General features: G+C 69.1%; 24 protein-coding genes. 15 read left to right on the top strand and 9 right to left on the bottom strand.

Features of this window, described 5'->3' with window-relative positions; translation table 11 throughout:
- Nucleotides 1-6 precede the first annotated feature (6 nt).
- Complete coding sequence (locus tag FB547_RS20140; protein WP_145745302.1) at nucleotides 7-1,020, bottom strand: zinc-dependent alcohol dehydrogenase family protein; 1,014 nt, start codon at nucleotides 1,018-1,020, stop codon at nucleotides 7-9.
- Between the two features lie 138 nt (nucleotides 1,021-1,158).
- Between FB547_RS20140 and FB547_RS20135 the strand changes: the two genes are divergently transcribed.
- Entirely contained in the window at nucleotides 1,159-2,061 is a 903-nt protein-coding gene (locus FB547_RS20135; RefSeq protein WP_145745300.1) for a LysR family transcriptional regulator, read from the top strand.
- 22 nt (nucleotides 2,062-2,083) lie between these two features.
- Here the strand turns inward: FB547_RS20135 and FB547_RS20130 are convergent, their stop codons facing one another.
- Nucleotides 2,084-2,398, bottom strand: coding sequence for a c-type cytochrome (locus FB547_RS20130; protein ID WP_370878886.1), 315 nt, complete (start codon nucleotides 2,396-2,398; stop codon nucleotides 2,084-2,086).
- 128 nt (nucleotides 2,399-2,526) lie between these two features.
- Between FB547_RS20130 and FB547_RS20125 the strand changes: the two genes are divergently transcribed.
- Nucleotides 2,527-3,588, top strand: coding sequence for an adenosine deaminase (locus FB547_RS20125; RefSeq protein ID WP_145745298.1), 1,062 nt, complete (start codon nucleotides 2,527-2,529; stop codon nucleotides 3,586-3,588).
- Here FB547_RS20125 and FB547_RS20120 read toward each other — a convergent pair.
- A complete protein-coding gene (locus tag FB547_RS20120) occupies nucleotides 3,549-4,847 on the bottom strand; it encodes an MFS transporter (RefSeq protein WP_145745296.1) in 1,299 nt (432 codons plus the stop codon). The two genes, FB547_RS20125 and FB547_RS20120, sit on opposite strands and share 40 nt — an antisense overlap.
- A gap of 97 nt (nucleotides 4,848-4,944) precedes the next feature.
- On the opposite strand from FB547_RS20120, the gene FB547_RS20115 reads away from it, so the two are divergent.
- The 4 genes from FB547_RS20115 (at nucleotide 4,945) to FB547_RS20100 (ending at nucleotide 10,625) form a co-directional block, all read left to right on the top strand.
- Nucleotides 4,945-5,889 carry a LysR substrate-binding domain-containing protein gene (locus tag FB547_RS20115; protein ID WP_145745294.1) on the top strand — a complete coding sequence of 315 codons (945 nt, stop codon included), beginning with the start codon at nucleotides 4,945-4,947 and terminating at the stop codon, nucleotides 5,887-5,889.
- Nucleotides 5,890-5,978: 89 nt separating this feature from the next.
- Complete coding sequence (locus FB547_RS20110) at nucleotides 5,979-6,785, top strand: helix-turn-helix domain-containing protein (RefSeq protein WP_145745292.1); 807 nt, start codon at nucleotides 5,979-5,981, stop codon at nucleotides 6,783-6,785.
- Between the two features lie 96 nt (nucleotides 6,786-6,881).
- Entirely contained in the window at nucleotides 6,882-9,413 is a 2,532-nt protein-coding gene (locus FB547_RS20105) for a penicillin acylase family protein (protein ID WP_145745290.1), read from the top strand.
- A gap of 111 nt (nucleotides 9,414-9,524) precedes the next feature.
- Nucleotides 9,525-10,625: a BMP family ABC transporter substrate-binding protein gene (locus tag FB547_RS20100; RefSeq protein WP_145745288.1), complete on the top strand. Its 1,101-nt coding sequence runs from the start codon at nucleotides 9,525-9,527 to the stop codon at nucleotides 10,623-10,625.
- On the opposite strand, the gene FB547_RS20095 is transcribed toward FB547_RS20100, so the two are convergent.
- Nucleotides 10,622-11,503, bottom strand: coding sequence for a LysR family transcriptional regulator (locus FB547_RS20095; RefSeq protein ID WP_145745286.1), 882 nt, complete (start codon nucleotides 11,501-11,503; stop codon nucleotides 10,622-10,624). The genes FB547_RS20100 and FB547_RS20095 overlap by 4 nt on opposite strands.
- Before the next feature lie 104 nt (nucleotides 11,504-11,607).
- Here FB547_RS20095 and FB547_RS20090 point away from each other — a divergent pair, with 104 nt between their 5' ends.
- From FB547_RS20090 to FB547_RS20065, 6 genes are all read left to right on the top strand, one after another.
- Nucleotides 11,608-12,213, top strand: a complete 606-nt coding sequence (locus tag FB547_RS20090; RefSeq protein ID WP_145745284.1) for a short chain dehydrogenase — start codon at nucleotides 11,608-11,610, stop codon at nucleotides 12,211-12,213.
- Complete coding sequence (locus FB547_RS20085) at nucleotides 12,210-13,193, top strand: hypothetical protein (RefSeq protein ID WP_145745282.1); 984 nt, start codon at nucleotides 12,210-12,212, stop codon at nucleotides 13,191-13,193. The genes FB547_RS20090 and FB547_RS20085 overlap by 4 nt, the downstream gene beginning before the upstream one ends.
- Before the next feature lie 77 nt (nucleotides 13,194-13,270).
- Nucleotides 13,271-14,557 (top strand): guanine deaminase, encoded by a 1,287-nt coding sequence (gene guaD / locus FB547_RS20080; protein WP_145745280.1) that lies wholly within the window; start codon nucleotides 13,271-13,273, stop codon nucleotides 14,555-14,557.
- 82 nt (nucleotides 14,558-14,639) lie between these two features.
- Nucleotides 14,640-15,206, top strand: coding sequence for a dCTP deaminase (gene dcd, locus FB547_RS20075; RefSeq protein WP_018905384.1), 567 nt, complete (start codon nucleotides 14,640-14,642; stop codon nucleotides 15,204-15,206).
- Nucleotides 15,207-15,303: 97 nt separating this feature from the next.
- Complete coding sequence (locus FB547_RS20070) at nucleotides 15,304-16,185, top strand: neutral zinc metallopeptidase (protein ID WP_145745278.1); 882 nt, start codon at nucleotides 15,304-15,306, stop codon at nucleotides 16,183-16,185.
- A 131-nt stretch (nucleotides 16,186-16,316) separates the two neighbouring features.
- Nucleotides 16,317-17,777: a DEAD/DEAH box helicase gene (locus FB547_RS20065; RefSeq protein WP_145745277.1), complete on the top strand. Its 1,461-nt coding sequence runs from the start codon at nucleotides 16,317-16,319 to the stop codon at nucleotides 17,775-17,777.
- Between the two features lie 16 nt (nucleotides 17,778-17,793).
- Here FB547_RS20065 and FB547_RS20060 read toward each other — a convergent pair whose 3' ends face one another.
- The 5 genes from FB547_RS20060 to FB547_RS20040 form a co-directional block, all read right to left on the bottom strand.
- Nucleotides 17,794-18,015 (bottom strand): hypothetical protein, encoded by a 222-nt coding sequence (locus FB547_RS20060; RefSeq protein WP_145745275.1) that lies wholly within the window; start codon nucleotides 18,013-18,015, stop codon nucleotides 17,794-17,796.
- Nucleotides 18,016-18,142: 127 nt separating this feature from the next.
- A complete protein-coding gene (locus FB547_RS20055; protein WP_145745273.1) occupies nucleotides 18,143-19,768 on the bottom strand; it encodes a rhodanese-related sulfurtransferase in 1,626 nt (541 codons plus the stop codon).
- Nucleotides 19,765-20,385, bottom strand: coding sequence for a cysteine dioxygenase (locus FB547_RS20050; RefSeq protein WP_145745271.1), 621 nt, complete (start codon nucleotides 20,383-20,385; stop codon nucleotides 19,765-19,767). Before FB547_RS20050 ends, FB547_RS20055 begins: the two co-directional genes overlap by 4 nt.
- Nucleotides 20,382-21,362: an ABC transporter substrate-binding protein gene (locus tag FB547_RS20045; protein ID WP_145745269.1), complete on the bottom strand. Its 981-nt coding sequence runs from the start codon at nucleotides 21,360-21,362 to the stop codon at nucleotides 20,382-20,384. The genes FB547_RS20050 and FB547_RS20045 overlap by 4 nt, the downstream gene beginning before the upstream one ends.
- The gene (locus tag FB547_RS20040) at nucleotides 21,359-22,591 is read right to left on the bottom strand and encodes an acyl-CoA dehydrogenase family protein (protein ID WP_145745267.1); all 1,233 of its coding nucleotides are present in this window, start codon (nucleotides 22,589-22,591) and stop codon (nucleotides 21,359-21,361) included. The genes FB547_RS20045 and FB547_RS20040 overlap by 4 nt, the downstream gene beginning before the upstream one ends.
- Before the next feature lie 109 nt (nucleotides 22,592-22,700).
- On the opposite strand from FB547_RS20040, the gene FB547_RS20035 reads away from it, so the two are divergent.
- The 3 genes from FB547_RS20035 (at nucleotide 22,701) to FB547_RS20025 (ending at nucleotide 25,813) form a co-directional block, all read left to right on the top strand.
- Complete coding sequence (locus FB547_RS20035; RefSeq protein WP_145745265.1) at nucleotides 22,701-23,693, top strand: ABC transporter substrate-binding protein; 993 nt, start codon at nucleotides 22,701-22,703, stop codon at nucleotides 23,691-23,693.
- 36 nt (nucleotides 23,694-23,729) lie between these two features.
- The gene (locus FB547_RS20030) at nucleotides 23,730-24,839 is read left to right on the top strand and encodes an LLM class flavin-dependent oxidoreductase (protein WP_145745263.1); all 1,110 of its coding nucleotides are present in this window, start codon (nucleotides 23,730-23,732) and stop codon (nucleotides 24,837-24,839) included.
- Nucleotides 24,840-24,988: 149 nt separating this feature from the next.
- The gene (locus FB547_RS20025) at nucleotides 24,989-25,813 is read left to right on the top strand and encodes a class II aldolase/adducin family protein (protein WP_145745261.1); all 825 of its coding nucleotides are present in this window, start codon (nucleotides 24,989-24,991) and stop codon (nucleotides 25,811-25,813) included.
- Nucleotides 25,814-25,818 lie beyond the last annotated feature (5 nt).

Genomic DNA, 25,818 nt, shown 5'->3' with positions numbered 1-25,818 from the left:
GGTCGATCAGACCGTGAGCACGACCTTGCCGATGTGTCCGGCGCGCTCGAGGTAGTGGTGGGCCTGCACCACCTCGTCGAGCGCAAAGCGGCGGTCGATGCGCATCTGCAGGGCGCCGCTGGCCAGGCCCTCATTGACGAAGGCCAGCGCGCGGCCCAGCGCAGCTTCGTCGCGCGGCAAGCCCATGGTGGCCGAGCCGGCGAATTCCAGCACCGTGTAGACGTGGAAGCGCCAGCTCTTGCGGAACTGCGCGAGCACGGGGTAGCTGAACTCCGCGCCGCCGGAGAGCCCGTACAGCACGTACCAGCCGCGCTGTGCGACGGCATTGCCGAGCCGCTCGAGCTGCGGACCACCCACGCCGTCGTACACCAGGTCGGCGCCGCGGCCGCCGGTCAGCGCCAGCACGCGCTCCACCACGTCTTCGTCCTGCGTCGCCACCACATGGGCTGCGCCCGCATCCAGCAATGCCTGGCGCTTGGCTGCCGTGCGCGTCGTGGCGATGGCGGGGAGGCCTGCCGCGCGCGCCATCTGCAGCGCCGCCATGCCCGTGCTGGATGACGCACCCGTCACCAGCACCGTCTGGCCGCGCTGCAGGCGGGCCATCTCGAACATCGGGAAGTAGCCCGTGAGGTAGGCCATGTAGGCACCGGCGGCCTGCTCGGCCGAGAGCTTGCCGGGGTGGCGCACCACATGCGAGGCGGGAAAAAGAATGCGCTCGCCATAGGTGGGATACAGGCCCTGGTTGGCTCCGGGCAACAGCGCGACGCGGTCGCCGATGTTCAGGCCCTCGACGCCCGCGCCTACCGCTTCGATGAGCCCGGCGGCCTCGTTGCCCAGGCCGGCCGGCAGGACCGGGTCCTCGATGTACAGGTTCTGGCGCCACAGTGCGTCGGCCCGGTTCAGGCCGATCGCCTGCACCGCGATGCGCACTTCGCCGGCGCCAGGCTCCGGCGTCGCGACCTGCTCGACCTTCAGGACATCGGCGCCGCCGAACCGGTGAAAGCGAACCATCCTGCCCATACGAAAATCTCCTTGGAAAAGCCGGCGGCCCCGGAATGAAGCGGCCGAAGGCATCAATCTAGAAGCCGCAGGGCCATCAAGGAAATCGATTCATACGATATTCACTATGCATGGAATCGATGACTTCAAGGCGCCTGGATGAAACCGATCGAACTCAGCCGAATTGACCTCAACCTGCTCACCGTGCTGGCGGCCCTCATGCGCGAGCGTCACGTCAGCCGGGCTGCGCAGCGGCTGCACCTGGGACAGCCGGCCGTGAGCCACGCGCTGGCGCGGCTGCGCGAGCTCACGGGCGATCCGCTGCTGGTGCGCCATGGGCGGGTGATGGAGCCGACCGAACGGGCGCTGGCGCTGATGCAGGGACTGGGTCCGGCGCTCGACCAGATCGAGGCCACGTTCCGCGCGCAGGCGGACTTCGAGCCCGCGCGCGCCGCGCCGGTGTTTCGCATCGGGCTGACCGACGACCTGCAGATCGCGATGCTGCCGCGGCTGCTTCGCGCGCTCAGCGTGGAAGCACCCCGGGCCAGGCTCGTGACCCTGACGGTCTGCTACCGCAACGCCGCGCGCCATCTCGACGAGGGGAGGGTCAGCGCGGTCATGAGCTTCCTGAAGGACCTGCCGGCGGGCGCCAAGATACGCAAGGTCCGCACGGCGCGCTTTGCGCTGCTGCGTGCCGACACCGCAGCCGCAAGACTGACGCTCGACGACTATTGCCGGCGGCGGCATGTGCTCGTGACCTACGCGGGCGACCTGTGCGGCACCGTCGATGAAACATTGAACAGCCTTGGCCGGCAGCGCGAGGTGGCCTTCTCGGTGCCGCAGTTCGGCAGCCTGCCTGCCGTGCTCGCGGGCACCGAGCTGCTCGCCACGGTGCCGGAACACGTGGCGCTGGCGCTGTCGGCGCAGGGCGGGCTTCGCTGCGAGGCGCTGCCGTTCGAGAGTCCGAGCTACCAGATCAAGCTGGCCTGGCGCGCCGTGACCGACAAGGATGCGGCGGAGACATGGCTGCGCAAGGCGATGCTGCGGGCCTTCAACGACTGATCTGCCAGACTGCGGCCGCGCTTCATGGCGGCGGCTGCGAAAGAACCCATCCGGCCAGGGCCTTCGCCTCTTCATCGCTCAGCTGCGGCTGGCGCGGCATGATGACGCGTCCCCAGGTGCCCACGCTGCCGCCTCGGATCTTGCCGGCCAGCCGGGAGGGCGCCGCCGCGTCGCTGCGGTAGCGCTCGGCGATCTGCGCGAAGCCGGGTCCGACCTGCTTTCGGAGCAGGCCGTGGCAGGCGAGGCAGCCGCGTTCACGGGCCAGTGCCTGTGCGCCGTCGACAGTGGCGGCGAATGCCGGAGCGGAAATCGACAACGAAGCCAGCAGCGCGAGCAATGGAAGTTTCCGCCCGTTGCTTGATGGCCGTTTTGGAATGAGAAGCATGGGCCCTATACGTTCTGGCGCATCTCCCGCGGGGCGGCTGCGCTTATGCTGTGCGGAATCACAACGCCGATTTTCCCACCATGACCGACTACCGCCCCGTCTTCGACCAGAGCTTCGGCAAGATCGCCGCCGAGCGCCTGCCCGAGCTGCTGCGCGCCATGCCCAAGGCCGAGCTGCACATGCATATCGAGGGCTCGCTCGAACCCGAGCTGATCTTCGCGCTCGCGCAGCGCAACGGCGTGGCCATACCGTACGCGAGCGTCGAAGAGCTGCGCCACGCCTATGCCTTCACCAACCTGCAGAGCTTTCTCGACATCTACTACGCCGGCGCCAGCGTGCTGCTGAAGGAGCAGGACTTCTACGACATGGCCTGGGCCTACCTGGAGCGCGCCGCGGCCGACAACGTGGTGCGCACCGAGATGTTCTTCGACCCGCAGACGCACACCGCGCGCGGCGTACCGATGGAGACGGTCGTCAACGGCCTGCACCGCGCGTGCACGGATGCAGAGGCGAAGCTCGGCGTGAGCGCGGCGCTCATCCTGTGCTTCCTGCGTCACCTGAGCGAGGAAGAAGCCTTCGAGACGCTGGAACAGGCGCTGCCGTTTCGGGACAAGTTCATCGGCGTAGGCCTCGATTCAAGCGAGGTCGGCCATCCGCCCGAGAAGTTCGCCCGCGTGTTCGCGCGCTGCCGCGAGCTGGGCTTCCACCTCGTCGCGCATGCGGGCGAGGAGGGCCCGCCGGCCTATGTGTGGAGCGCGCTCGACGTGCTGAAGGTCGAGCGCGTCGACCATGGCGTGCAAAGCGCGAAGGACCCAGCCCTGATGAAGCGGCTCGCGCAGGACCGCATTCCGCTCACCGTGTGCCCGCTGTCCAACCTCAAGCTGTGCGTGTTCCCCGACCTGGCGCGGCACAACCTGGGTGCGCTGCTCGACGCGGGGCTGGTCGCCACCGTCAACTCGGACGACCCGGCCTACTTCGGCGGCTACATGAACCAGAACTTCACCCAGACCTTCGCGGCCACAGGGCTCGGCGTGCAGCAGGCCTGGCAGCTCGCGGCCAACAGCTTCGAGGGCAGCTTCATCGACGCGGCCGCCAAGCGCGCCTACGTGGACCGGCTCAACGCCGTCTTCGCGGCCTTCTGATCGGCCGCGGCGGGCCGCGGCACCAGCAGCGGCATCGCCATCAGCGCGCAGGCACTGGCCACGAGCCACACCAGCGGCCAGCCCTGCAGCGCCAGCAGGTGCGGGATCGAGAAGGGCGTGAGGAAGCACACCAGGAACACGCTGGTGTTCGCCATGCCGAGCGCCGTGCCCGCGCGGGCCGCACCGGCCAGCGTGGCCAGTTCCGTATAGGCCACGCCGTGCCATGCCGACACGCAGACGCCGCTGGCCGCCAGCAGCGCCACCAGTGCAATGCGCAGCGCTACTGAATCGGCCCCATGGGTGCCCGCCGCCAGCACCAGCGCCGCGAGCCCCGCGAACAGCAGCACGCTGAGGGCGCTGCAGGCGCGCAGGTAGGCGGGACGGTTGCGGCGGCGGTCGGTCCAGCGGCCGCTCCATACCCGCATCACCATCGCGCCGACCTGCACGAAGACCATGGTGGCCGTGATCGCCGCGAGGCCCGCATGGCCGAAATCGTGCAGGAACACCGTGCCGAAGGACAGCACCGCGAACTGCGGCGCGCACAGAAGGCCGATGCCGGCCGCAATGCGCCACACGCGGGCGTCGTGCAGCGGGCCGCTGGCTCCGGGCACCGAGGGCATTTCCGCGGTGCTGGCGCGCCGGGCCACCGGCGGCTCGTGCACCCAGGCCCAGCATGCGGCCGCGCCCAGCGCGCACAGCAGCGCGAGCAGGCCGTACAGCGCGGCAAAGCCGAAATGCAGCGTCACGAATGGCAGCACCAACGCGCCGATGCCGCCACCCAGCGGCACCGCGGTCTGGCGGATGCTCATGGCGAGCCCGCGCTCTCCGGCGTCGAACCATGTCATCAGCGCGCGGCCACTCGCGCCGTTGACGCTGCCTCCCAGCAGGCCGACCAGCAGCAGTCCGCCGCCGAGCCAACCCATGCCCGGAATGCGTGCGGCGCCAGGCACGGCCCACAGCGCCATCGCCACGAGCGCGACGGCCATGCTGCCCAGGCCCATGAGCAGCACCGGCCGGTCGCCCCAGCGGTCGGTCAGCAGGCCCCACGGCAGCTCGCTCATGGCGATGCCCAGGCCCATGAGGCCAAGCACGAGGCCGAGCGCGGCGTTGTCGAGCTGGTAGCCGGTGCGCATCAGCACAGCCGTCATCGGGATGCCGTTGATGGCCACGGAGAACGCCACGTTGGCGGCCACGCCCGCGGCCAGCACCTTCCAGCGGTGGTGCGGCGAATACGAAAGGGGGGAGTTCGAATGGATCATGTTGCGGCGCAGTGTCCGCCGTTGCAAAGCTTTTGAAAATCAGAAAATAATGAGTGAATCGTCCCAAAAATCAGGACGATCAACGAAGGGTGAATCCATGTCCCAGGTGATGTTCGATCTCGACGTGCTGCGCAGTTTTTCCACCGGCATCGCGCTTGGCAGCTATGCGCGCGCCGCCGACAGGCTGGGCCGCTCCACATCGGCCGTGAGCGCGCAATTGAAGAAGCTCGAGGCGCAGGCCGGCACCGCGCTGTTCCGCAAGGCCGGCCGCGGGCTGGAGCTCACCGACGCGGGCGAAACGCTGCTGGCCTACGCCCACCGCATGCTCGAACTCAACGCGGAAGCCGGCGCCGCCATGCGCGGTGCGGACCTGCAGGGCTGGGTGCGGCTCGGCCTGCAGGAAGACTTCGGCGAAACGCTGCTGCCCGCGGTGCTCGGCCGCTTTGCGCGCGCGCATCCCAAGGTGCGCATCGAGGCCTGCGTGGCGCGCAGCGCGGAACTGCGCGAACGGCTCGAGCTGCGGCAGCTCGACCTGGCCCTGGTGTGGGACACCGGCGAGCAGATGACGCCGCATGGCGAGCGCGTGGCGCGGCTGCCCCTGCAATGGATCGGCCCCAGGGCGCCCGATGCGCTCGACGCAGCCTGGTGGAAGGAGCGCGAACGCCGCCCGGGCGTGCGCAAGAGCCGGGAGCCGCTGCCGCTGGTGCTGCTCGATGCGCCATGCCCGCTGCGCGAGATCGTCGTTGCCGCGCTCGACCGCGCCGGCACGCCGTGGCGCCATGTGTTCACCAGCGCCAGCCTGGCCGCGCTGTGGGCCGCCACCTCGGCCGGCCTGGGCCTGTCGGTGCGCACGCCCTTCGGCCTGCCTGCGCATGTGCGTGCCATCGAGCGCACGGCCATCGGCCTGCCGGCGCTGCCGCAGATGTCGCTCATGCTCTATCGCGCGCAGCCCGCGGCCGAGGCGCCGGTGACCCGCCTTGCCACGCTGCTGCTGGAGGCGGTGCGCGAGCATGTGCAGGCGGAGCCCGCGCAGCTTCACTGAACCGCACCGGGCACAATCCCGTAGCCCTTGCGCCGTGCCGATGCATGAGAATCCGTCGCCGGAGACAAGACAAAAAAACGAGACACGGCATGACCACGCAGCAAAACTTCCTGCATCTCTGGGACGACAGGTTTCTCTACATCACGCCGGCGATCCAGTCGGGGCTCACGGCGCGCTCGTCGGCGACGCTGCTGGCGTCGGTCAGCGGCCATCCGTTCATGCTCGAGGCGGTCGATGGCACGCGCGTGCATTGCACCGCCGCGCTGGTGGCCCCGCATGTGTCGCGCCGGCTCGATGTCGATGGCTGCGGGCTGCTGTCGCTCAACCTCGATCCGGCATCGAGCGCCTACCGCATGCTCGCACGCTGCATGGGCGGCCACGGCATCGAGCCGATCGATGCGCGCCGCTTCGGCAAGCTGCGCGACGACTTCGACCCGGCGCAGCGCGGGCTGCTCGGCGACGCCAGCCTGCAGTCGCTCAGCGCGAAGATGGTCGAGGCAATCACCGGATGCCCCGAGCTCGTGCCGCCGATCGACCGGCGCATCGAGCGCGTGCTGCAGGCCATCCGCGAACACGCGGGCCAGATCCCGCTGAAGAAACTCTCGGCCGTGGCCTGCCTCTCGCCCGACCGGCTGACGCATCTCTTCGCCGAGCAGGTGGGCGTGTCCGTCAAGCGCTATGCGTTGTGGACCAAGGTGCGGCGCACGGTGCAGCAGTTCACCGGCCACCGGCCGCTCACGGATGTGGCGCTGGTCAGCGGCTTCACCGATGCGGCGCACATGAGCCGCACCTTCCAGCGCTACTTCGGGCTGCCGCCGTCGTTTCTCGCGAGCCGGGTGCATGTGACGGCGGACGCGCAGGCGTCGCATGCGTGGGGCCACGCGACCGTCCACTGAACCGCCCGCACGACAGCGGCTGCGTTCAAGCCGCCGCCTGTCTCCATGCGTAGGCTCCAGGTTGCTCCATCAAGAGAGCATCAACCGGAGACATCCATGAGACAGACATCTTCGCGCGGCGCCATGCCGCCGTTCCTGCTCGCGTTGGCAACTGCAGCCGCGCTCACCGCCTGCGGTGGCGGTGGAGGCGGCAACGGGTTCTCGTTCCCGCCCGTCACCGGCAATCCGCCCGCCAACCCGCCGGCCGACAGCACCTACAAGGCCGAGATCCGCCGCACTGCGATGGGCGTGCCGCACATCAAGGCCGACACCTGGTCCGGCGCGGGCTACGGCTATGGCTACGCGCAGGCCGAGGACAACCTCTGCACCATGGCCGACTCGTTCCTCACCTACCGCGGCGAGCGTTCGCAGTACCTCGGCGGAGAGGCCCAGCTCGTGGCCGGCAGCACCATCGGCCGGCCGAAGAACATCGACTCCGACTTCTTCCACCGGCACGTGATCTCGGCCGACGTGCTCGAGAAGATGATTGCCGCACAGCCCGACAACCTGAAGCAGCTGGTCGAGGGCTTCGCCGCGGGCTACAACCGCTATGTGCGCGAGCTGAAGGCCGGCGGCGCGGCGCACGAGGCCTGCCGCAACGAGCCCTGGGTGAAGCCCGTCACGGCCGAAGACATCTACCGCCGCATGTACGCGGCCAATCTCGCAGGCGGCTACAGCAACTTCCTGCCCAACATCGCCAACGCGATCGCTCCGGCACCGGCGGCGTCCACCAAGACCGCCGCGCGCGGCAGGCTCGACAAGGGCGCGCTGCAACTCGCGAGGGCCGGCATGCGCATGCCCGGGCTGCAGGTGGGCGGGCACGAAGGCGTCGGCAGCAACATGATCGGCTTCGGCACCGCGGCCACCGGCGACGCGAGCCCGCTGCTCTTCGGCAATCCGCACTGGTACTGGCGCGGGCCCGACCGCTTCTACCAGGCGCAGCTCACGATTCCGGGCCAGCTCAACATCAGTGGTACCTCGTTCCTGGGCATTCCGGTGATCCTGATCGGCTTCAACGACAACATCGCGTGGAGCCACACGGTGTCGACCGCGCGCCGCTTCGGCTTCTTCGAACTCAAGCTCGTGGCGGGCGACCCGACCCGCTACATGCGCGATGGCAGCGCCGTGAAGATGCAGGCGCTGGAGATCACGGTCAAGGTGAAGCAGTCCGACGGCAGCGTGGCGCCGGTGACGCGCACGCTCTACAAGTCGGAGTACGGGCCGATGGTCAACCTGGCGCCGCTGAATGCCGCGCTGGCCTGGAGCCAGACCACGGCCTTCGCGATCCGCGACATCAACGGCGAGAACTACCGCACCTTCCGGAACTGGCTGCGCTGGAACCAGGCGAAGTCGCTTGACGAGTTCATCGCGATCCAGCGCGAGGAATCGGCCATTCCGTGGGTCAACACCGTGGCCGTGGGCCGCGGCGCGCCCAAGGCCTGGTATGCCGACATCGGCGCGATCCCCAATGTGTCGCCCACCCAGGTGGCGAGTTGCACGACGCCGCTGGGTGCGGCGATCGGCGCCTCGCTGCCGCGCGTGCCGGTCTTCGATGGCTCGAAGAGCGAATGCGACTGGCAGACCGATGCCGATTCCGCGCAGCGGGGCGCGATCGGCCCGGCCCGCATGCCCAGCCTGATGCGCGACGACTACGTGGCCAACATGAACGACAGCTACTGGCTCGCGAACCCCAAGGCACCGATGTCCGGCTACCCGGCCATCATGGGGCCTGCGGGAACCGAACCGGTCACCTTCCGCACGCGCCTGGGCAACCTGCTGGCACAGGGGCGCATCGACGGCGGCGATGCGTACGGCGCCAAGGGGGCCACTGCCGACACCGTCAAGCGGATGGTGCTCGACAGCCGCGTGCTGACGGCCGAGCTGTTCAAGGATCAGGCGCTGGCCATGGTGTGCGCGACGCCGACGATCAATGTGGCGGCCGATCCGCAGGGCGGCGCAGCCATCGGGCGCGACGTGGACACCGGTCCGGCCTGCGCGGCACTCCAGGCCTGGGACAACACCGGCACGCGCGGGGCGCGCGGCGCGCACATCTGGGACGAGTTCTGGAACCGCGCATCGTTGCAGTCCGCGGCCACACTCTACAGCGTGCCCTTCAGCGCGAGCGACCCGATCCACACGCCGCGCGACCTGAAGCCCGGTGCGCAAGCCGCGCTGCAGCAGGCTTTCGGCGCGGCCATCGCGCGCGTGGAAGCCAGCGGCTTTGCGCTCGATGCGAAGCGCGGCGACTACCTGTTCGCCACGCGCGGTGGCCAGAAGATCCCGCTGTACGGCGGCTGCGGCGGGCCGGGCTACTTCACCATCGCCTGCTCGGAGAACCGGCTCGACAAGGGCGGCTACACGATGGACGGCAACCCCAACGGCAACAGCTACATGCAGATCGTGCGCTTCCCCGAGGGCGGCGTCGAGGCGCATACCTTCCTCACGTTCTCGCTGTCGGACGACCCGGCCTCGGCGCACAGCGCCGACTACACGCGCGCCTACAGCGCGGGGCAGTGGCTCAAGGTGCCGTTCTCCGAAGCCGAGATCAAGGCCGATGCGGCCTACCGCAGCGCGGTCGTCAGCGAGTAGCCGGCGCGGGCCGGTCGGCCTGAAAACGGCCGACTAAAATCCGCACCCCGCAGCCGGGCGTCCCGGCCGGTTGCGGGTTTTTGCTTTTCCGGGGCCATGTAGAGGAACACCATGTACAAAAACCTCGCGGGCCGCGCCGTTCTGGCGTGGGCAGCCGCCTGTTTTCTGTCTCCCGCCTTGTCGCAACCGCAGGCTCCGAAAGAGCCGCTGAAGATCGGCTTCGTCTACGTCACGCCGGTCACCGATGCCGGCTGGGTGCGCCAGCACGAAGAGGGCCGCAAGGCCGTCGAGGCCGCACTTGGCGGCAAGGTCAGGACCACCTTCGTCGAGAACGTGCCAGAGGGCGCCGACGCCGAGCGCGTGATCCGCGACCTCGCACAGCAGGGGCACCGGCTGATCTTCACGCCCAGCTTCGGCTACATGGAGCCCACGCTCAAGGTGGCGCGCGATTTCCCCGACGTGAAGTTCGAATCGATCACCGGCTACAAGGCCGCGCCCAACGTCGCCACCGCCAATGCGCGCTACTACGAAGGCCGCTATCTCGCGGGCATCGCGGCCGGCCGCATGACGAAGACGAACGTTGCGGGCTATGTGGCGGGCTTTCCGATTCCCGAGGTGCTGCAGGGCATCAACGCTTTCACGCTCGGCATGCGCTCGGTGAACCCGGATGCCAAGGTGGCCGTGGTGTGGCTCAACGAGTGGTTCGATCCGCCGAAGGAGCGCGACGCGGCCATGGCGCTGTTCAACCAGAACGCCGACGTCATCGCCTTCCACACCGGTTCCACTGCCGTCATGGCCGCGGCGCAGGAACGCGGCAAGATGGCCGTGGCCTACCACTCCGACATGCGCAGGATCGCGCCCGACGCGCAGATCGTCGCCGTCACGCACCAGTGGGGCGGCTACTACACCGAGCGTGCGCGGGCCGTGCTCGAAGGCAACTGGAAGAGCGGCAACGTGTGGGGCGGCGTGAAGGAGGGAATGATCCGCGTCGGCGACTTCGGCACCAAGGTGCCCAAGGCCGTGCAGCAGGAAGTTTTGGCGCGGCAGAAGGACATCGCGGAAGGCAGGCTGCAGCCGTTCCGCGCGGTGGGCGGCGACGTGCGCGACAACGAAGGCCGCACCGTCATCGCCAAGGGTGCGCAGCTGAACGACGAGCAGATCCTGAAGATGAACTGGCTGGTCGAGGGCGTGCAGGGGCGTGTGGCGCGCTAACCCAAGCGCTCGACCACGAAGTCGACGAAGGTGCGCAGCTTGGCGCTCGGCCGGGCCTCGGGCAGCCGCATGATGTGCACCTGCCGCGTCGGCAGCTCCCACTCGGGCAGCAGCTGAACCACCTGGCCCGAGGCCAGGGCAGGGCCGAGCAGCGCATCGGCCTGCACGATCACCCCGACGCCGGCCATTGCGGCAGCGAGCAGCGCCTGCCCGTTGTTGGTGGTGAGCGGGCCGCGCACCGGCACATGCACCGTCTGGCCGCCGCGCGTGAAGCGCCATGAATGGTTCGGGCCCCAGGCGGCAAAGCCCAGCAGCGCAAAGGCCTCGAGGTCCGAGGGGTGCTTCGGTTGGCCGTGGCGCGCGATCCACGCGGGGCTTGCGACCGCGAACATGCGCGCCAGTGCGAGCGGCCGCGCGATGAGGCGTTCGTCGACCGCCGCGCCCGAGCGGATGCCGCAGTCGAAGCCTTCTTCGGCCAGGTCGACCACGCGGTCGTTGAGCACCAGGTCCACCTTCACCTGCGGATAGGCCGCGATGTAATCGCCGATCACCGGGGTGAGCCGGTGTGCGCCGTAGGCCACCGGCGCCGTCACGCGCAGCACGCCCTGCGGCATGGCGCGCAGCGACTCGGCCACGCCGTCGGCCGTGTGCACGCTCGCGAGCACGTCGCGGCAGCGCTCCAGGTAGGCCGCGCCGATTTCCGTGAGCGCATGGCGCCGCGTGGTGCGCTCCAGCAGGCGCGCGCCGAGCTGATCTTCGAGCGCGCGGATGTGCTTGCCGACCATCACGGCCGAGAGATCGAGCGCCTCGGCCGCCGCGGCGAAGCTGCCCGCGTCCACCGTGGTGACGAAGACTTCCATGGCGCGCAGCTTGTCCATATTGAGAACCCCGAGTTTCGAATTGCCGAACCGGATGGCAATTTATCAAACTATCTGTTCGTAAAACAATGGGCCCTTCCTGATTCATTTCGACGAGGTTGTTCATGAAGATTCTTGTTGTGGGCGCGACGGGCGCCATAGGCAGTGCGGTGGCCGGAGTGCTGGCCGAACGCGGGCACGAGGTGGTGCGGGCGGGACGTACGCGCGGCGAACTGCAGGTCGACATCACCAACGATGCGAGCGTCCAGGCGCTGTATGCGGTGGTGGGGCGCGTCGATGCGATCGTCTCGGCGGCTGGGGGGTTGTTCTTCGGGCCGCTCGCAGAAATGCGGCCGGCCGATTTCAATATCGGCCTGCAGGACAAGCTGCTCGGCCAGGTGCGCCTTGCGCTGCTGGGCCAGCAGGTTCTGGCAGATGGCGGCTCGATCACGCTGACCACGGGCGTGGCGGCCGACGATCCGGTTCGCGGGGGAGCCAATGCGGCGGCCGTGAATGCGGCGGTCGAGGGTTTCGTGAAAGGCGCGGCGATCGAGCTGACGCGCGGCCTGCGCGTCAATGCGGTCAGTCCGACGCTGCTGACCGAATCGGTGGCGGCGTACGGCGCCTTCTTTCCGGGCGTCGAAACCGTACCGGCCGCGCGCGTGGCGCTGGCCTACGTGCGCAGCGTCGAAGGCCCGCTCACGGGGCGCGTGTTCCGCGTGTGGCAATGAGCGGGCGCACGCGATGGGCCGGTGCGCTGCTCGCGCTCGCCACGGCGGCGGCCACTGCCGCGCCGCCCACGGTACAGGCGCTGCCCGAAGACTGGTACCCGGAAAGCGTCGCGATCGGGCCGGACGGTGCGTTCTATGTCGGCAGCTGGCGGCAGGGCGCGGTCGCCAGGTTGAAGCCGGGCGCCGCGCCGAAGGCCGAACTGCTCGTGAAGCCCGGCGCCAACGGCCTGGCGAACGGGCAGGGCGTGCTGGTCGATGCGAAACACCAGGCCCTGTGGGTCTGCTCGGGCAACAGCGGCTTCACCACCGTGCCGCAGACGCCGAGCGCGCTCAAGCGCTACGACCTGGCCACGGGCACGCCGCGCGCAAGCTACGCCATGCCCGATGCAGGCTACTGCAACGACCTTGCGCAGGACACGCGCGGCAACATCTACGTGACCGATTCCTTCCACCCGCGCGTGCTGCGGCTCGCGCCAGGCGCATCCGCGCTCGCGGTCTGGAAGGAAGATCCGGCGCTGGCAGGCGAAGGGCCCTACAAGGGACTGAACGGCATCGCCATCGATGGTGGGCGCGCCATCTACGTGAGCCTCGTGGTGGCATCGTCGCATCTGCTGCGCATCGGTTTGAACGCCGATGGCCGGGCTGGCGAGGTCACGCGCATCGAGGCGCCGCGCGTGATGAAGAATGTCGACGCAATCCGCGCCTGGAAGCCCGGGCGGCTGGTGCTGTTCGAGAGCAATGCCTTCGGCGACGGACCCTATGGCGGGCAGGTCACGGTGGCACGCATCGATGGCGCAAAGCTCGGCCTGCAGACGGTGGCCGCCGGGCTCAACGACCCGTCCTCCGGGGCGGTGCTCGGCAACCGCGTCTATTTCATCGAATCCAAATACGCGCTGCTGCTCAAGCACAAGGACGACGACGCGGCCGTTCTCCGCGGCGTGCCTTTCGACATCCAGTCGCGCGCCTTGCCGCCGGATTGAAGTGCATTCGGCATATAGCATTCATACGCACATGGAAATTGCGGCGCCGCGGCGCTGGATTACCCTCGGCAGTCACGATGAAAAAAGCCTACCGCGCCTCCCTCCTGCGATTCGACGACGCCGGACGGCCCGTTTTCGATGAAGACGGCCTGCTGGTCGTCGCGCCCGACGGTGCCGGCCGCCAGCGCGTGCTCGACGCCGGCAGCCATGCGGCCGTGTCGCCGCGCCATCCCGATGCCGAGCTGACGCACCTGCCGGGCCGCATCCTCGCGCCGGGCTTCGTGGACATGCACATCCACTTTCCGCAGACCGACATCATCGGCTCGCCCTCGCCGGGGCTCTTGCCCTGGCTCGAGAACTACACCTTCCCGGCGGAAGCCAGGTTCGCCGACCCGGCGCATTCGAATGAAGTGGCGGACGTGTTCTTCGACGAGCTGCTGCGCAACGGCGTCACGACCGCGCTGGCCTTCGCGACTTCGCACGTGGCCTCGGTCGACGCCTTCTTCGAGGGCGCCCGGCGCCGCAATTTGCGCATGATCAGCGGCAAGGTGCTGCAGGACCGGCATTCGCCCGACGGCGTGCGCGATGAAACCGAGCAGAGCCTCATCGACTCCGAGGCGCTGATCCGCAAGTGGCACGACACCGGCCGCCTGGGCTACGCCATCACCCCGCGCTTCGCGCCCGCGAGCACCGACGCCCAGATGCGCGGCGCGGGCGAGCTGGCGGCGAAGTACCCCGGCACCTGGATCCAGTCGCACGTGGCCGAGAACCGCGACGAGGTGGCGTGGGTGCGCGAGCTCTATCCCGAGGCGCGCTCCTACCTCGACGTGTACGCCGGCTTCGGGCTGATGCGCGAGCGCGCCGTGTATGCGCACTGCATCTACCTGGACGACACCGACCGCGCGCTGCTGCGCGACACGAAGACGGCCGCGGCCGTGAGCCCGACCAGCAACCTGTTCCTGGGCAGCGGCTTCTTCGACTTCGGCGCGGCCGACCGCGTGGGCTACCCCTACGGCCTGGCCAGCGACGTGGGCGGCGGCACCAGCTTCAGCCCCTTCCACACGATGATGGCAGCCTATTACGTGGGCCGCGAGGGGCAGACCAAGGCCGGCCTGAGCATCGCACCTTCCGAGCTCTGGTGGCGCCACACCGGCGGTGCGGCGCGCGCGCTGGGGCTGGGTGGCGTGGTCGGCAACCTGCAGCCCGGCTGCGAGGCCGACTTCCTGGTGCTCAACCCGCAGGCCACGCCCCTGCTGGCGCGCAAGGCCGCGCGCGCGAACAGCCTCGAGGAGCTGCTGTTCGCAATGATCGTGCTGGGCGACGACCGGCTGGTGGAGCGCACGGTGATCTCGCAGGCGGGATAGCCGCAAGCTCGCCGCAGGGCCGGGGCATGGCGCATGCCACAATTCGCGCCATTCCTCCCCGCAGCAGCATCAGCGACCGCATATGAGCATCAAGAGCGACAAATGGATCCGGCGCATGGCCGAGCAGACCGGCATGATCGAGCCCTTCGAGCCCGGCCAGGTGCGCGAGGCCGCCGGCCACAAGATCATCAGCTATGGCACCTCGAGCTACGGCTACGACATCCGGTGCGCGCCTGAATTCAAGGTTTTCACCAACATCCACAGCACCGTGGTCGACCCGAAGAACTTCGACGAGAAGAGCTTCGTCGACATGCACGGCGACTACTGCATCATTCCGCCCAACAGCTTCGCGCTGGCGCGCACGGTCGAGTACTTCCGCATTCCGCGCAACGTGCTCACCATCTGCCTGGGCAAGAGCACCTATGCGCGCTGCGGCATCATCGTCAACGTGACGCCTTTCGAGCCCGAATGGGAGGGCTACGTGACGCTCGAATTCAGCAACACCACGCCGCTGCCCGCCAAGATCTATGCAGGAGAGGGCTGCGCACAGGTGCTGTTCTTCGAGAGCGACGAAGTCTGCGAAACCAGCTACAAGGACCGCGGCGGCAAGTACCAGGGGCAGCGCGGCGTCACGCTGCCCAAGACCTGATCCGCGCATTCTGACCGCCGGTTACGCAGCCGGCGGCAGGGCCAAGTACCATCCCGAGGCGATCCGGCAAATCCGCAAGGCCGGCAAGGAGACTGCGATGAGATGGGAAGGCAACGAACAATCCGAGAACGTCGAAGACCGCCGTGGTGAAGGTGGCGGCGGCGGTTTCATCGGCGGGCGAAGCATCGGCATCGGCACCGTTGCCGTCGCGCTGATCGCGGGCTGGATCTTCGGCATCAATCCGCTGACCGTGCTCAGCCTGCTGAGCGGCGGCGGTGGCGAGCAGGTCCAGGTGCAGCAACAGCAGCAAGGCCCCGCGCCCAAGCCGCCCTCGAGCGACCGCGAGGCGGCCTTCGTCTCGACCGTGCTGCGCAACACCGAGGTGGTCTGGACGGACATCTTCCGGCAGAACGGCGGCAGCTACCAGCCGCCGCGGCTCGTGCTGTTCCGCGGCGCCACGCCCACGGCATGCGGCACCGGCCAGGCGGCCATGGGGCCGTTCTACTGCCCCGGCGACAAGAAGGTCTACATCGACCTCGGCTTCTACGACACGCTCAAGAACCAGCTCGGCGCGCCCGGCGAATTCGCGCAGGCGTACGTCATCGCGCACGAGGTCGGCCACCACGTGCAGGACGAACTCGGCGTGACCGCCAAGGTCGATGGCATGCGCGGGCGGCTGAGCCAGTCGCAGAACAACGCCCTGAGCGTTCGCGTCGAACTGCAGGCCGACTGCTTCGCGGGCATCTGGGCGCACCATTCGCAGGAGTCGAAGAAGTGGCTCGACCCGGGCGACATCGAGGCCGCGATGAATGCCGCGCAGAAGATCGGCGACGACGCGCTGCAGCGTTCCGCGGGCCGCGCGGTGGTGCCCGACAGCTTCACCCACGGATCGAGTGCGCAGCGCCAGCGCTGGTTCGGCGCGGGCTACCAAAGCGGCGACGTCAAGTCCTGCGACACCTTCAACGCACGCAATCTTTGAGTCTCGAGGCCTTCAAAGGCCCGTGGATGTTGGGCAAGTTGCTACAAAATAAGTAGCAATGCGGCTGGCGCGGAGTTTGTCGCGCCGCTGTCACTGCCATTTTTTGCGGCAGTGCGACAATAGAAGGCTTAATGACAAGCTCCTTCTCCAATCTATCGCTGGCGGAACCGCTGGCGCGCGCCGTAGCCGAAATGGGCTACGAGACCATGACTCCCATCCAGGAGCAGGCCATTCCGGTCGTGCTTTCGGGGCAGGACGTGATGGGAGCCGCGCAGACCGGCACCGGCAAGACCGCGGCGTTCTCGCTGCCGCTGCTGCAGCGCATGCTCAAGCACGAGAACGCCTCCACCTCGCCCGCGCGGCATCCGGTGCGTGCGCTGGTGCTGCTGCCCACGCGCGAACTGGCCGACCAGGTGGCCCAGCAGGTCAAGCTGTATGCCAAGTACACCAACCTGCGCAGCACGGTGGTGTTCGGCGGCATCGACATGAAGCCTCAGACGCTCGAGCTCAAGAAGGGCGTCGAAGTGCTGGTGGCCACGCCGGGCCGGCTGCTCGATCACATCGAGGCCAAGAACGCCGTGCTGAACCAGGTCGAGTACGTGGTGCTCGACGAGGCCGACCGCATGCTCGACATCGGCTTCCTGCCCGACCTGCAGCGCATCCTGAGCTACCTGCCCAAGCAGCGCACCACGCTCCTGTTCTCGGCCACCTTCTCGCCCGAGATCAAGCGGCTTGCAAACAGCTACCTGCAGAACCCCGTCACCATCGAGGTAGCGCGGCCGAACGAAACGGCCTCCACGGTCGAGCAGCATTTCTACAGCGTGATTGACGACGACAAGCGCCGCGCGCTCAAGCAGATCGTGAAGCAGCGCGGCATCACGCAGGCTTTCGTGTTCGTCAACAGCAAGCTCGGCTGCGCACGCCTGGCGCGTTCGCTCGAGCGCGACGGCCTTCGCACCACCGCGCTGCACGGCGACAAGAGCCAGGACGAGCGGCTGAAGGCGCTCGCCTCGTTCAAGGCCGGTGAGGTTGACCTGCTGGTGTGCACCGACGTCGCGGCCCGCGGCCTCGACATCAAGGACGTGCCCGCGGTCTTCAACTTCGACATTCCGTTCAATGCCGAAGACTACGTGCACCGCATCGGCCGCACCGGCCGCGCCGGCGCCTCGGGCCTGGCCGTGAGCTTTGCGAGCGGCGGCAACGACGCGCGCCTGGTGGCCGACATCGAGAAGCTGATCAAGAAGAAGATCGAGCTCGAACCCGTCGAATTCGAGGAAGACCGTCCGCGCGGCCGCATCAACGACGGACGCCGCCACTGGCGCGAAGAAGGCGAAGCCGGCGATGCGCGCGACGTGCTCGACCAGCCGCGCGAGCGCCGCGAGGCCGAAGTCCGCCGCGGCGGCGGACGTCCGCACCGCGCACCCTCCGCGCCGCGCGATCCGTTCTTCGACAAGCCCTACGAGCCGGGCCAGGCCGACGCCACGCCGGCCTGGGAAGCCGCCGCCAAGGCGGCGCCTTCACGCGGCATCTCGAGCAACATCAAGACCAAGCGCAAGGTCGCGGCCCTCTTCAAGAGCGCCGAAACCAGCTGATTTCCCCCCCGCTGGGCTACCTCCATCCGCGGTGCCAGCCGTAGCGGGGGTGGTACCAGCCATACCCGTAGCGCGGGTGGTAGTTCCAGACGAAACCCACGCCCGGCGACACATAGGTCGGGGCCACGTAGGCGACGCCGGGTGGCGCTGTGTAAACAGGTTGCGCCGGCGCGACCACGCAGCCGGTCAGGATGGCCGCCAGCGCGGCGGCCGAAAGGGCGAGAACAGGCAGTCTCATGGCGATGCTCCTGGGACGAGTTGATCGTTATTCTCAGAAAACGCCCCGCGCCACCGGCGGATGACCTCCTTTACCCTCGCGAAATAATGTGACCGGCCGGTTGCAAGCCGGGGCGGCGCGCCGCGCCTCAGATCACGTGGAAATGGTGCGTTCCGTCGCGCGCCAGCTGCGCCACAAGGCCGTATTCCCAGTCCAGGTAGGCCTGCATGGCCTCCGCCGGCGCATCCGTGCCTTCATAGGGCCGGCGGTAGCGGTCGGTGCGCGGCGTCCCGAGCCGCGTCTCGCCCGATTCGGCTTCGAGGCCTGCCGCAAACCATGCCGCGTTGCCACCGGCCAGCACCAGCACTTCGACGTCGCGCTGGCCGCGCGCATCGAGCAGCAGGCGCAGGTCGGCCGCGGCGTAGCATGCGAGCAGGCTGCTGCCGCAGGTCAGCACATAGCGTTGCGATGCAGGAATGGCCGCATCGATCGCACCCGCGAGCTGCGCGCGGATCGCATACCAGGCGCCGGGGATGTGGCGCCTCACATAGTTGGCGCTGGTGGTCACGTCGATCACTGCCGTGCCGCTCTGCTGCTTCAGCAGGGCCGCCAACTCGCTTGGCGAGATCTCTCCCACGATGGCCGCGGCGGGCGGAAAGGCGGGCGACGGCGCGGCCGTCTCGGCGAAGGCCGAAGCGGCAGGCACCGTGTCGAGCACGTAGGCCTCCCATCCCATCTGCGCGAGCCAGGATGCGCTCATCGAGGCCCGCACGCCATCGTCGTCGGCCAGCACGATGCGCGCGCCGCGCACCGGCACCTGGTGATCGGTTTCCTGCACCAGCTGCCCGCCGGGCGCGCTCGCAAAGCCGGACAGGTGGCCGGCCTCGTATTCCTCGGGCGTACGCACGTCGAAGCGGTACACGGTGCGCCCCGGGGCTTCCAGCGCATGCAGCGCATCGAGCGCGATGCGGCGCACGCCGGCCCTGTCGGCCACGCGCCGCGCATCGGCCTGGGCCTGCGCGCGGTGCGCATCGGAGATCTCGGCCGGCGCCTTGCGTTGCGCTCCATGGTCCAGCACCTGTCCTGCGAGCTTCCAGCCGATGGTGCCGTTGCGCAGTGCCGCCACCGGGTTCGGAATGCCCGCATTCACCAGCGACTGCGTGCCGATGATGCTGCGGGTGCGGCCCGCGCAATTGACGATCACCTGGGTCGACGGATCGGGTGCGAGCTCGCGCACGCGCAGTACCAGTTCGGCCCCGGGCACGCTGGTGGCCGAGGGAATGCTCATGGTCTGGTATTCGTCGAAGCGGCGCGCGTCGAGCACCACCACGTCGGCCTTGCCGTCGACCAGCGCCTTCACCTCGGGCGCGGAGAGCGAGGGCGTGTGCCGCTCGTGTTCGACCAGCTCGCCGAAGGACTTGCTCGGCACGTTCACGTCGCGGAACAGCTCGCCGCCGGCCGCGCGCCAGCCCTCGAGGCCGCCTTCGAGCAGGTGCAGGTTCGTGTAGCCCAGCGAGGCCAGCGTGCGCGCGGCGAGCGGCGCCAGGTCGATGCCGCCATGCGTGCCGTACAGCACGATGAAGGTGTCCCGCCGCGGAATGCGCCGCCAGGCCTCGATCTCGATGCGCGAAAGCGGCAGGTTCGCGGCCCAGAGCGGATGTTCCTGCGCGAAGGGGTCTTCCTCGCGCACGTCGAGCAGCGCGGTTTCCTCGCGTGCGAGCAGGCGTGCGCGCACGGCGGCGAAGGGCAGCAGGGGGAAGGCAGTGGTCGTCATGCGGATGTCGTGGTCGATCTGAGTTCGGCTGAGCGGTCCCACAGGTTGGGCAGCAGCGTGTTGGAGTAGCCCGAGACGAATGGCTTGCGCCCGCCTTCGGCCGGGTAAGTATGCCGCCGCACGGCGCCGATGTTGGCGCCGTACACGTGGATGCTGATCGATACGCGGCCTGCATGCGCGTTGTGCACGCGATGCAGGTCGCCGATGGCGGGCGAGACGGCCTCCACGTCGCCGGCGCCCAGCCGCACCGCTTCGCCTTGCGGCCGTGCCAGGCCGTCGCTGCCGACGGCATAGCCCTGGCTGTATTCGGCGCCGCGCAGCATGCCGATCAGGCCCCATACGGTGTGGTCGTGCACCGGCGTGGCCTGGCCCGGTCCCCAGACAAAACTCACAACCGAGAAGCGCTCGGTGCTGTCGGCATGCAGCAGGAACTGCTGGTAGCGCGACGGGTCGGGCTGGGCGAAGGCGTCGGGCAGCCAGTCGTCCTGCGCCACCAGCGTTCGGAGCAGGGCGCCGCCTTCGGAAAGAATGCGCGGCTCCTCGGGGCCGCTGTCGAGCAGGCGGCCGAACGCGGTGACGAATTCGCGCAGCGGCGCGATGGCCGAGGTGCCGCTCATGCGGGGCGCTTCCACAGCTGCGCATCGGTGATGGCGCGCACGTCCACCCGCAGCGGCAGGATGCCGTCGCGCGCCGAGCGGTCGGCCACCGTCTGCAGTGCGGCGATGTCGGCCTCGGTCACAGGCCGGCCCGTGACCGAGGCGCGCGCCGTGATGATGCGGGCCGATTCGATCGGCAGGCGCGTGAGCTGGCTGTAGGCCTGCGCATAGGCCTCGGGGTTGGCCAGCGCCCATTCGCCTGCGCGCGCCAGCCGGTCGAGAAACTGCACGATGGCCGCTCGCCTGGCGGGGTCGGCCAGCGAGGGCTCGCTGGCCGTGATGAAGCCCAGCGCCGTGTTGATGCCGCGTCCGTCGCGCAGGATGCGCCCGCCTTGCTGCAGCGCGATCGTGTAGTAGGGATCGAAGACGGCCCAGGCATCGATCTGCTTCGAGGCGAAGGCCGCGGCCGCATCGGTCGGCAGCACGAACTTCACCGTGACCTCGTCGCGCCGCACGCCGGCTTCTTCGAGCGCGCCGTAGAGCTGGTATTGCGAGATGCTGCCGCGCGCGGACGAGACGATCACGGTCTTGCCGCGCAGGTCGGCCACCTTGCGCAGCGGCGAATCGGGCTGCACCACGATGCCCAGGGCATCGGCCTTGCCGACGCGCGTGGCGACGATCTTCAGCGGCGTCCGGCCGACCGCCGCGGCAAGCACCGGCAGGTCGCCGGCCACGGCGGTGTCGACGGCCGCGCTGCGCTGCGCCTCGAACAGTGGCGCCGCGCCCTGGAAGTTGGCCCATCGATAGGCGAAGGGCACGCCTTCGAGCGCCTTCGAGGCTTCGAACAGCGCGCGCAGGCCGCCGGCCTGGTCGCCGAGCACCAGCGTGGTTTGCGGTTGCGCCCATGCGCGCAGCGGTCCGGCCGCGGCAAGCGAGAGCGCCGCGCCCTGCTTGAGCCAGCGGCGGCGCGAGGCCTTGGAGAACGGCAGATCGGTCATGCGGCAGCTCCCTCGGACAGCAGCGCACGCCTGCCCGCCACGACCAGGATCGCATCGTTCTGCGGCGTGTGGATGCGGCTGCACAGCACGTCGCGGTAGTGCCGCTCGAGCGGGTTCTGCCGCGCGAGGCCGTGGTTGCCGCTGAGCTGCAGCGCGAGCTCGACCGCGCGGATCGCGTTGCCGGTCACGGTGTACTTGAGCAGGCCGCTGTCGGTGGCCGGCGGCGCGCGACCTTCGTCCACGGCACGGGCGGCCTCGTCGAGCAGCACGCGGTTGGTGCGAAGCAGCGCCTCGATCTCGCCCGCATGCTCCTGCACGCGCGCAAGGCTCGCGAGCGGCGCGCCCAGGCTGCCGGGCGCGCGATGGTTCAGGAAGTCCACCAGCCAGCCGCGCGCCGCCTGCGCCACGGCGTCGTAGAGGCTGCCGAGCAGCACCGTCATCCAGGCCTGCTGCGCGGCGTGGGCATCGATGTCGGTCTGGCTGCCGGCGTCGGGTGCCCAGTCGGCCGGTGCACGCAGGTCGACCGCATGGTCGAGCTCGATGGCCACGTTCTCGAACACCACTTCGTGGCTGCCCGAAGCGCGCAGGCCCAGATGGTCCCAGCTCGCGATCACGCGCACGCCGGGCGCATCGCGCGGCACCAGGAACACGCCGGTGCGCGGCGTGGCTTCATCGGTGCGGGCCCACACGGCGAGCCACCTGAGGCCTTCGATGCCCGTCGTGTAGAGCTTGTGGCCGTCGATCCTCCAGCCGCTGCCTTCGCGGCGCGCGACCGTTGCGGGCAGCCCGCCGCGCGCGGGCGAGCCGAGCGCGGGCTCCACGCGCAGCGCATTGATGAGCGCGCCGCGTTCCACCGCACTGCGCAGCACCCGTTCGCGCAGGTGCGGCGGCCAGCGGCTGTCGCTGCGCGCGAGTGCATGGTGCTGCAAGTAGGTCATCGTGAGGATCAGCGCGGTCGCCGGCTCGCCGCGCGCCACGGCCGCAATCACGCGGCGTGCCGTGGCCAGCGTGGCGCCGCCGCCGCCGTGCGCCGCGGGCGCCACCAGGCCGATGAGCCCATGCGACTGCAAGGCCGCGAAGTTCGGATGCGGAAAGGCGCCGCTGCGGTCGTGGTCGGCCGCGGTGGCGGTGAACTGCGCCGACAGATGCGCGAGCAATGCGGCATCGACGGTGGCAGGCGCGGGGTCTTCATTCGTGGCCGGCGGGCGGCGCAAGGGGAGTGCACTCATGGCTGCGCACAGTACCGGGACCGCGCCACACCGGAAACGACGCATCCCGCATATGCAAACTCGTTTTTCTGCGTTCGCTTTTTCCGGCTGCCTCGGTACGGTCCGGTGCATGACATCTGACTTCCCGATCGACAGGCGCCGCCTGCTGCAGGCCGCCGCAGGCTGGAGTGCCCTGGGCGCGGCGCGGGCTGCGGCACCGGCGCGCGACCTTTCCGGCGTGACCTTGCGCGTCGGCACCTACAAGGGCCTCTGGCGGCCGCTGCTGCAGGCTTCCGGCCAGGCCAACACGCCCTACAGGATCGACTGGCGCGAGCTCAACAATGGCGTGCTGCACATCGAGGCCATCAACGGCGATGCGCTCGACCTGGGCTCGGGCAGCGAAATTCCACCGGTGTTCGCGGCGCGCCAGAAATCCAGCGTGAAGCTGGTGGCCGTGACGCATGAAGACCTCAACAACCAGGCCACGCTGGCGCGCAAGGATTCGCCGATCCGCCGCATTGCCGACTTCAAGGGCAAGCGCGTGGGCTATGTGCGCGCCACCACCTCGCACTATTACCTGGCCCGGCAGCTGGCCGAGGCGGGCCTGTCGTTCAGCGACATCCAGGCCGTGAGCCTCACGCCTTCGGACGGCCTCTCGGCCTTCGCGCGCGGCGATCTCGATGCCTGGGCCATCTACGGCTACAACGGCCAGATCGCGCGCATCCAGTACGGCGCGCGCACCATCAAGACCGGCGTGGGCTACCTGTCGGGCAACTTCCCGATCTACGCCAACCCGCGCGCGCTGGACGACGAACTGCGCCGCGCGGCATTGAGCGACCTGCTGCAGCGCCTGCAGCGTTCGTTCGCGTGGATCAACGGCAACTTCCTGGCCTATGCGCGTGCGCAATCGGCCGAGACGCGCGTGCCGGTCGGCGACCTGGTCGAACTCTTCAACGGCCGCAGCGGCGACTACAGCCTCGGCCCCGTCACCGACGCCGTGGTGCGCAGCCACCAGCAGGTGGCCGACACCTTCCTGAAGATCGGCGTGCTCGACGGCCCGGCCGACGTGACGCCGCTGTGGGACCGCAGCTTCGAAAGCGTGCTGCGCCCGCCTGCCGCTTGACCCACCACGCATCCATTCCGAAAACACGAGGACACCATGAGCCAGAACGACGTTGAATTCATCGGCATGATCCAGGGCCAGAAGGTCTCGGAGATCCACGCCGCCAAGGGCCCGGCCATCGACCGCGACTACGTGCGCGCCTTTGCGCAGGCGCACGAGAACGCCGGCTTCGACCGCGTGCTGGTACCGCACCATTCGACCGGCCCCGATGCCACGCTCACCGTGGCCTACGCCGCCTCGGTCACCGAGCGAATCCACTTCATGCTCGCGCACCGGCCCGGCTTCGTGGCGCCCACGCTGGCGGCGCGTCAGTTCGCCTCGCTCGACCAGTTCAGCGGCGGCCGGCTCGCGGTGCACTACATCTCGGGCGGCTCCGACGAGGAACAGCGCCGCGACGGCGACTGGCTCGGCCACGACCAGCGCTATGCACGCACCGACGAATACCTCGACGTGCTGCACAAGGTGTGGACCGCCGACAAGCCCTTCGACCATGAAGGCGCGCACTACCGCTTCCAGAACGCCTTCTCCGAAGTGAAGCCGGTGCAGACGCGCAATGGCAGGCCGCATGTGCCGGTGTATTTTGGCGGTGCTTCGGAGGCGGCCATTCCGGTGGCCGGCAAATACGCCGACGTGTATGCGCTGTGGGGCGAGTCGCTCGACCAGGCGCGCGAGCTCACCACGCGCGTGCGTGCCGAGGCCGCGAAGCACGGGCGCAGCGTGCGCTTCTCGGTGTCGTTCCGCCCGATCCTGGCGCAGACCGAAGAGGCCGCATGGGCGCGTGCCGACAGCATCCTGGCCGAGACCCGGCGCCTGCGCGTGGTGCAGGGCTACAACCGCGGCGGGCCGCAGCAGAGCGAAGGTGCGAAGCGCCTGCTCGCCGCGGCCGAGAAGGGCACGCGGCTCGACAAGCGGCTGTGGACGGCGGTTGCGCAGGAGATCGGCGGCCGTTCCAACAGCACAGCGCTGGTCGGCACGCCCGAGCAGGTGGCCGATGCGCTGCTCGACTACTACGACCTGGGCGTGACCACCTTCCTGATCCGCGGCTTCGATCCGCTGGAAGACGCGATCGACTACGGCCGCGAGCTGATTCCGCGCACGCGCGAGCTGGTGGCGCAGCGCGCGGCTTCGATCCGCAAGGCCGCCTGATTTGTCTTGCTCCCTCCCCTTCCGGGGGAGGGCAGGGGTGGGGGCTCGCGGCCTCGACCACTGCCACTGCATTGGAAGCCGTCATGCCCCCATCCCAACCTTCCCCCGGGAGGGGAAGGAGCAACACCCAATACCCCAAGAGATTTCCGATGAATGCCGTTCTTTCCATCGACCGCCACGCGGCCCAGCCGCTCAAGCTCAACCCCCACCCGCAGCAGAAGTACTGGTTCGACCCGATCCCGCCGCGCACCAGCGTGCAGGCCGAGCGCCGCCACCGGCAGGAGCGCCTCGCAGGTGCGTTCCGCCTGTTCGCGCGCTTCGGTTTCGCCCAAGGCCTGGCCGGCCACATCACCGCGCGCGACCCCGAGCTCAGCGACCACTTCTGGGTCAATCCGCTGGGCGTCCACTTCTCGCGCATCAAGGTCTCCGACCTGCTGCTGGTCAACGCGAAGGGTGAGACGGTGATCGGCGACCGGCCGCTCAACAAGGCCGCCTTCGCCATCCACGCCGCGATCCACGAGCACAACCCGAAGATCGTCGCGGCCGCGCATACGCACTCGACCTACGGCAAGGCCTGGTCCACGCTCGGCCGCAAGCTCGACACGATCACGCAGGACAGCTGCGTGTTCCACCGCGACGTGGCGCTGTTCGACGACTTCACCGGCATGGTGGTCGACACCAGCGAGGGCGACCGCATCGCGCGGGCGCTGGGCGACAAGAAAGGCGCGATCCTCAAGAACCACGGCATCCTGACCGCGGGCCCCACGGTCGAGGCCGCCGCGTGGTGGTACATCGCGCTCGACAACGCCTGCCACACGCAACTCCTTGCCGAGGCCGCCGGCAAGCCGCAGCCCATCGACGAGGACACCGCGCGCCACACGCACAGCCAGATCGGAGGGCCGGAGGGGGCCATCCATTCCTTCGACAGCCTCTACGAAGGCCTGGTCGAAGCGGAGCCCGATCTGCTGCTCTGAAGAAA

Origin of the sequence: Variovorax beijingensis (assembly GCF_007828835.1) — a bacterium.
Classification (GTDB): domain Bacteria; phylum Pseudomonadota; class Gammaproteobacteria; order Burkholderiales; family Burkholderiaceae_C; genus Variovorax; species Variovorax beijingensis_A.
This window is presented reverse-complemented; position numbering and strand designations above follow the sequence as displayed.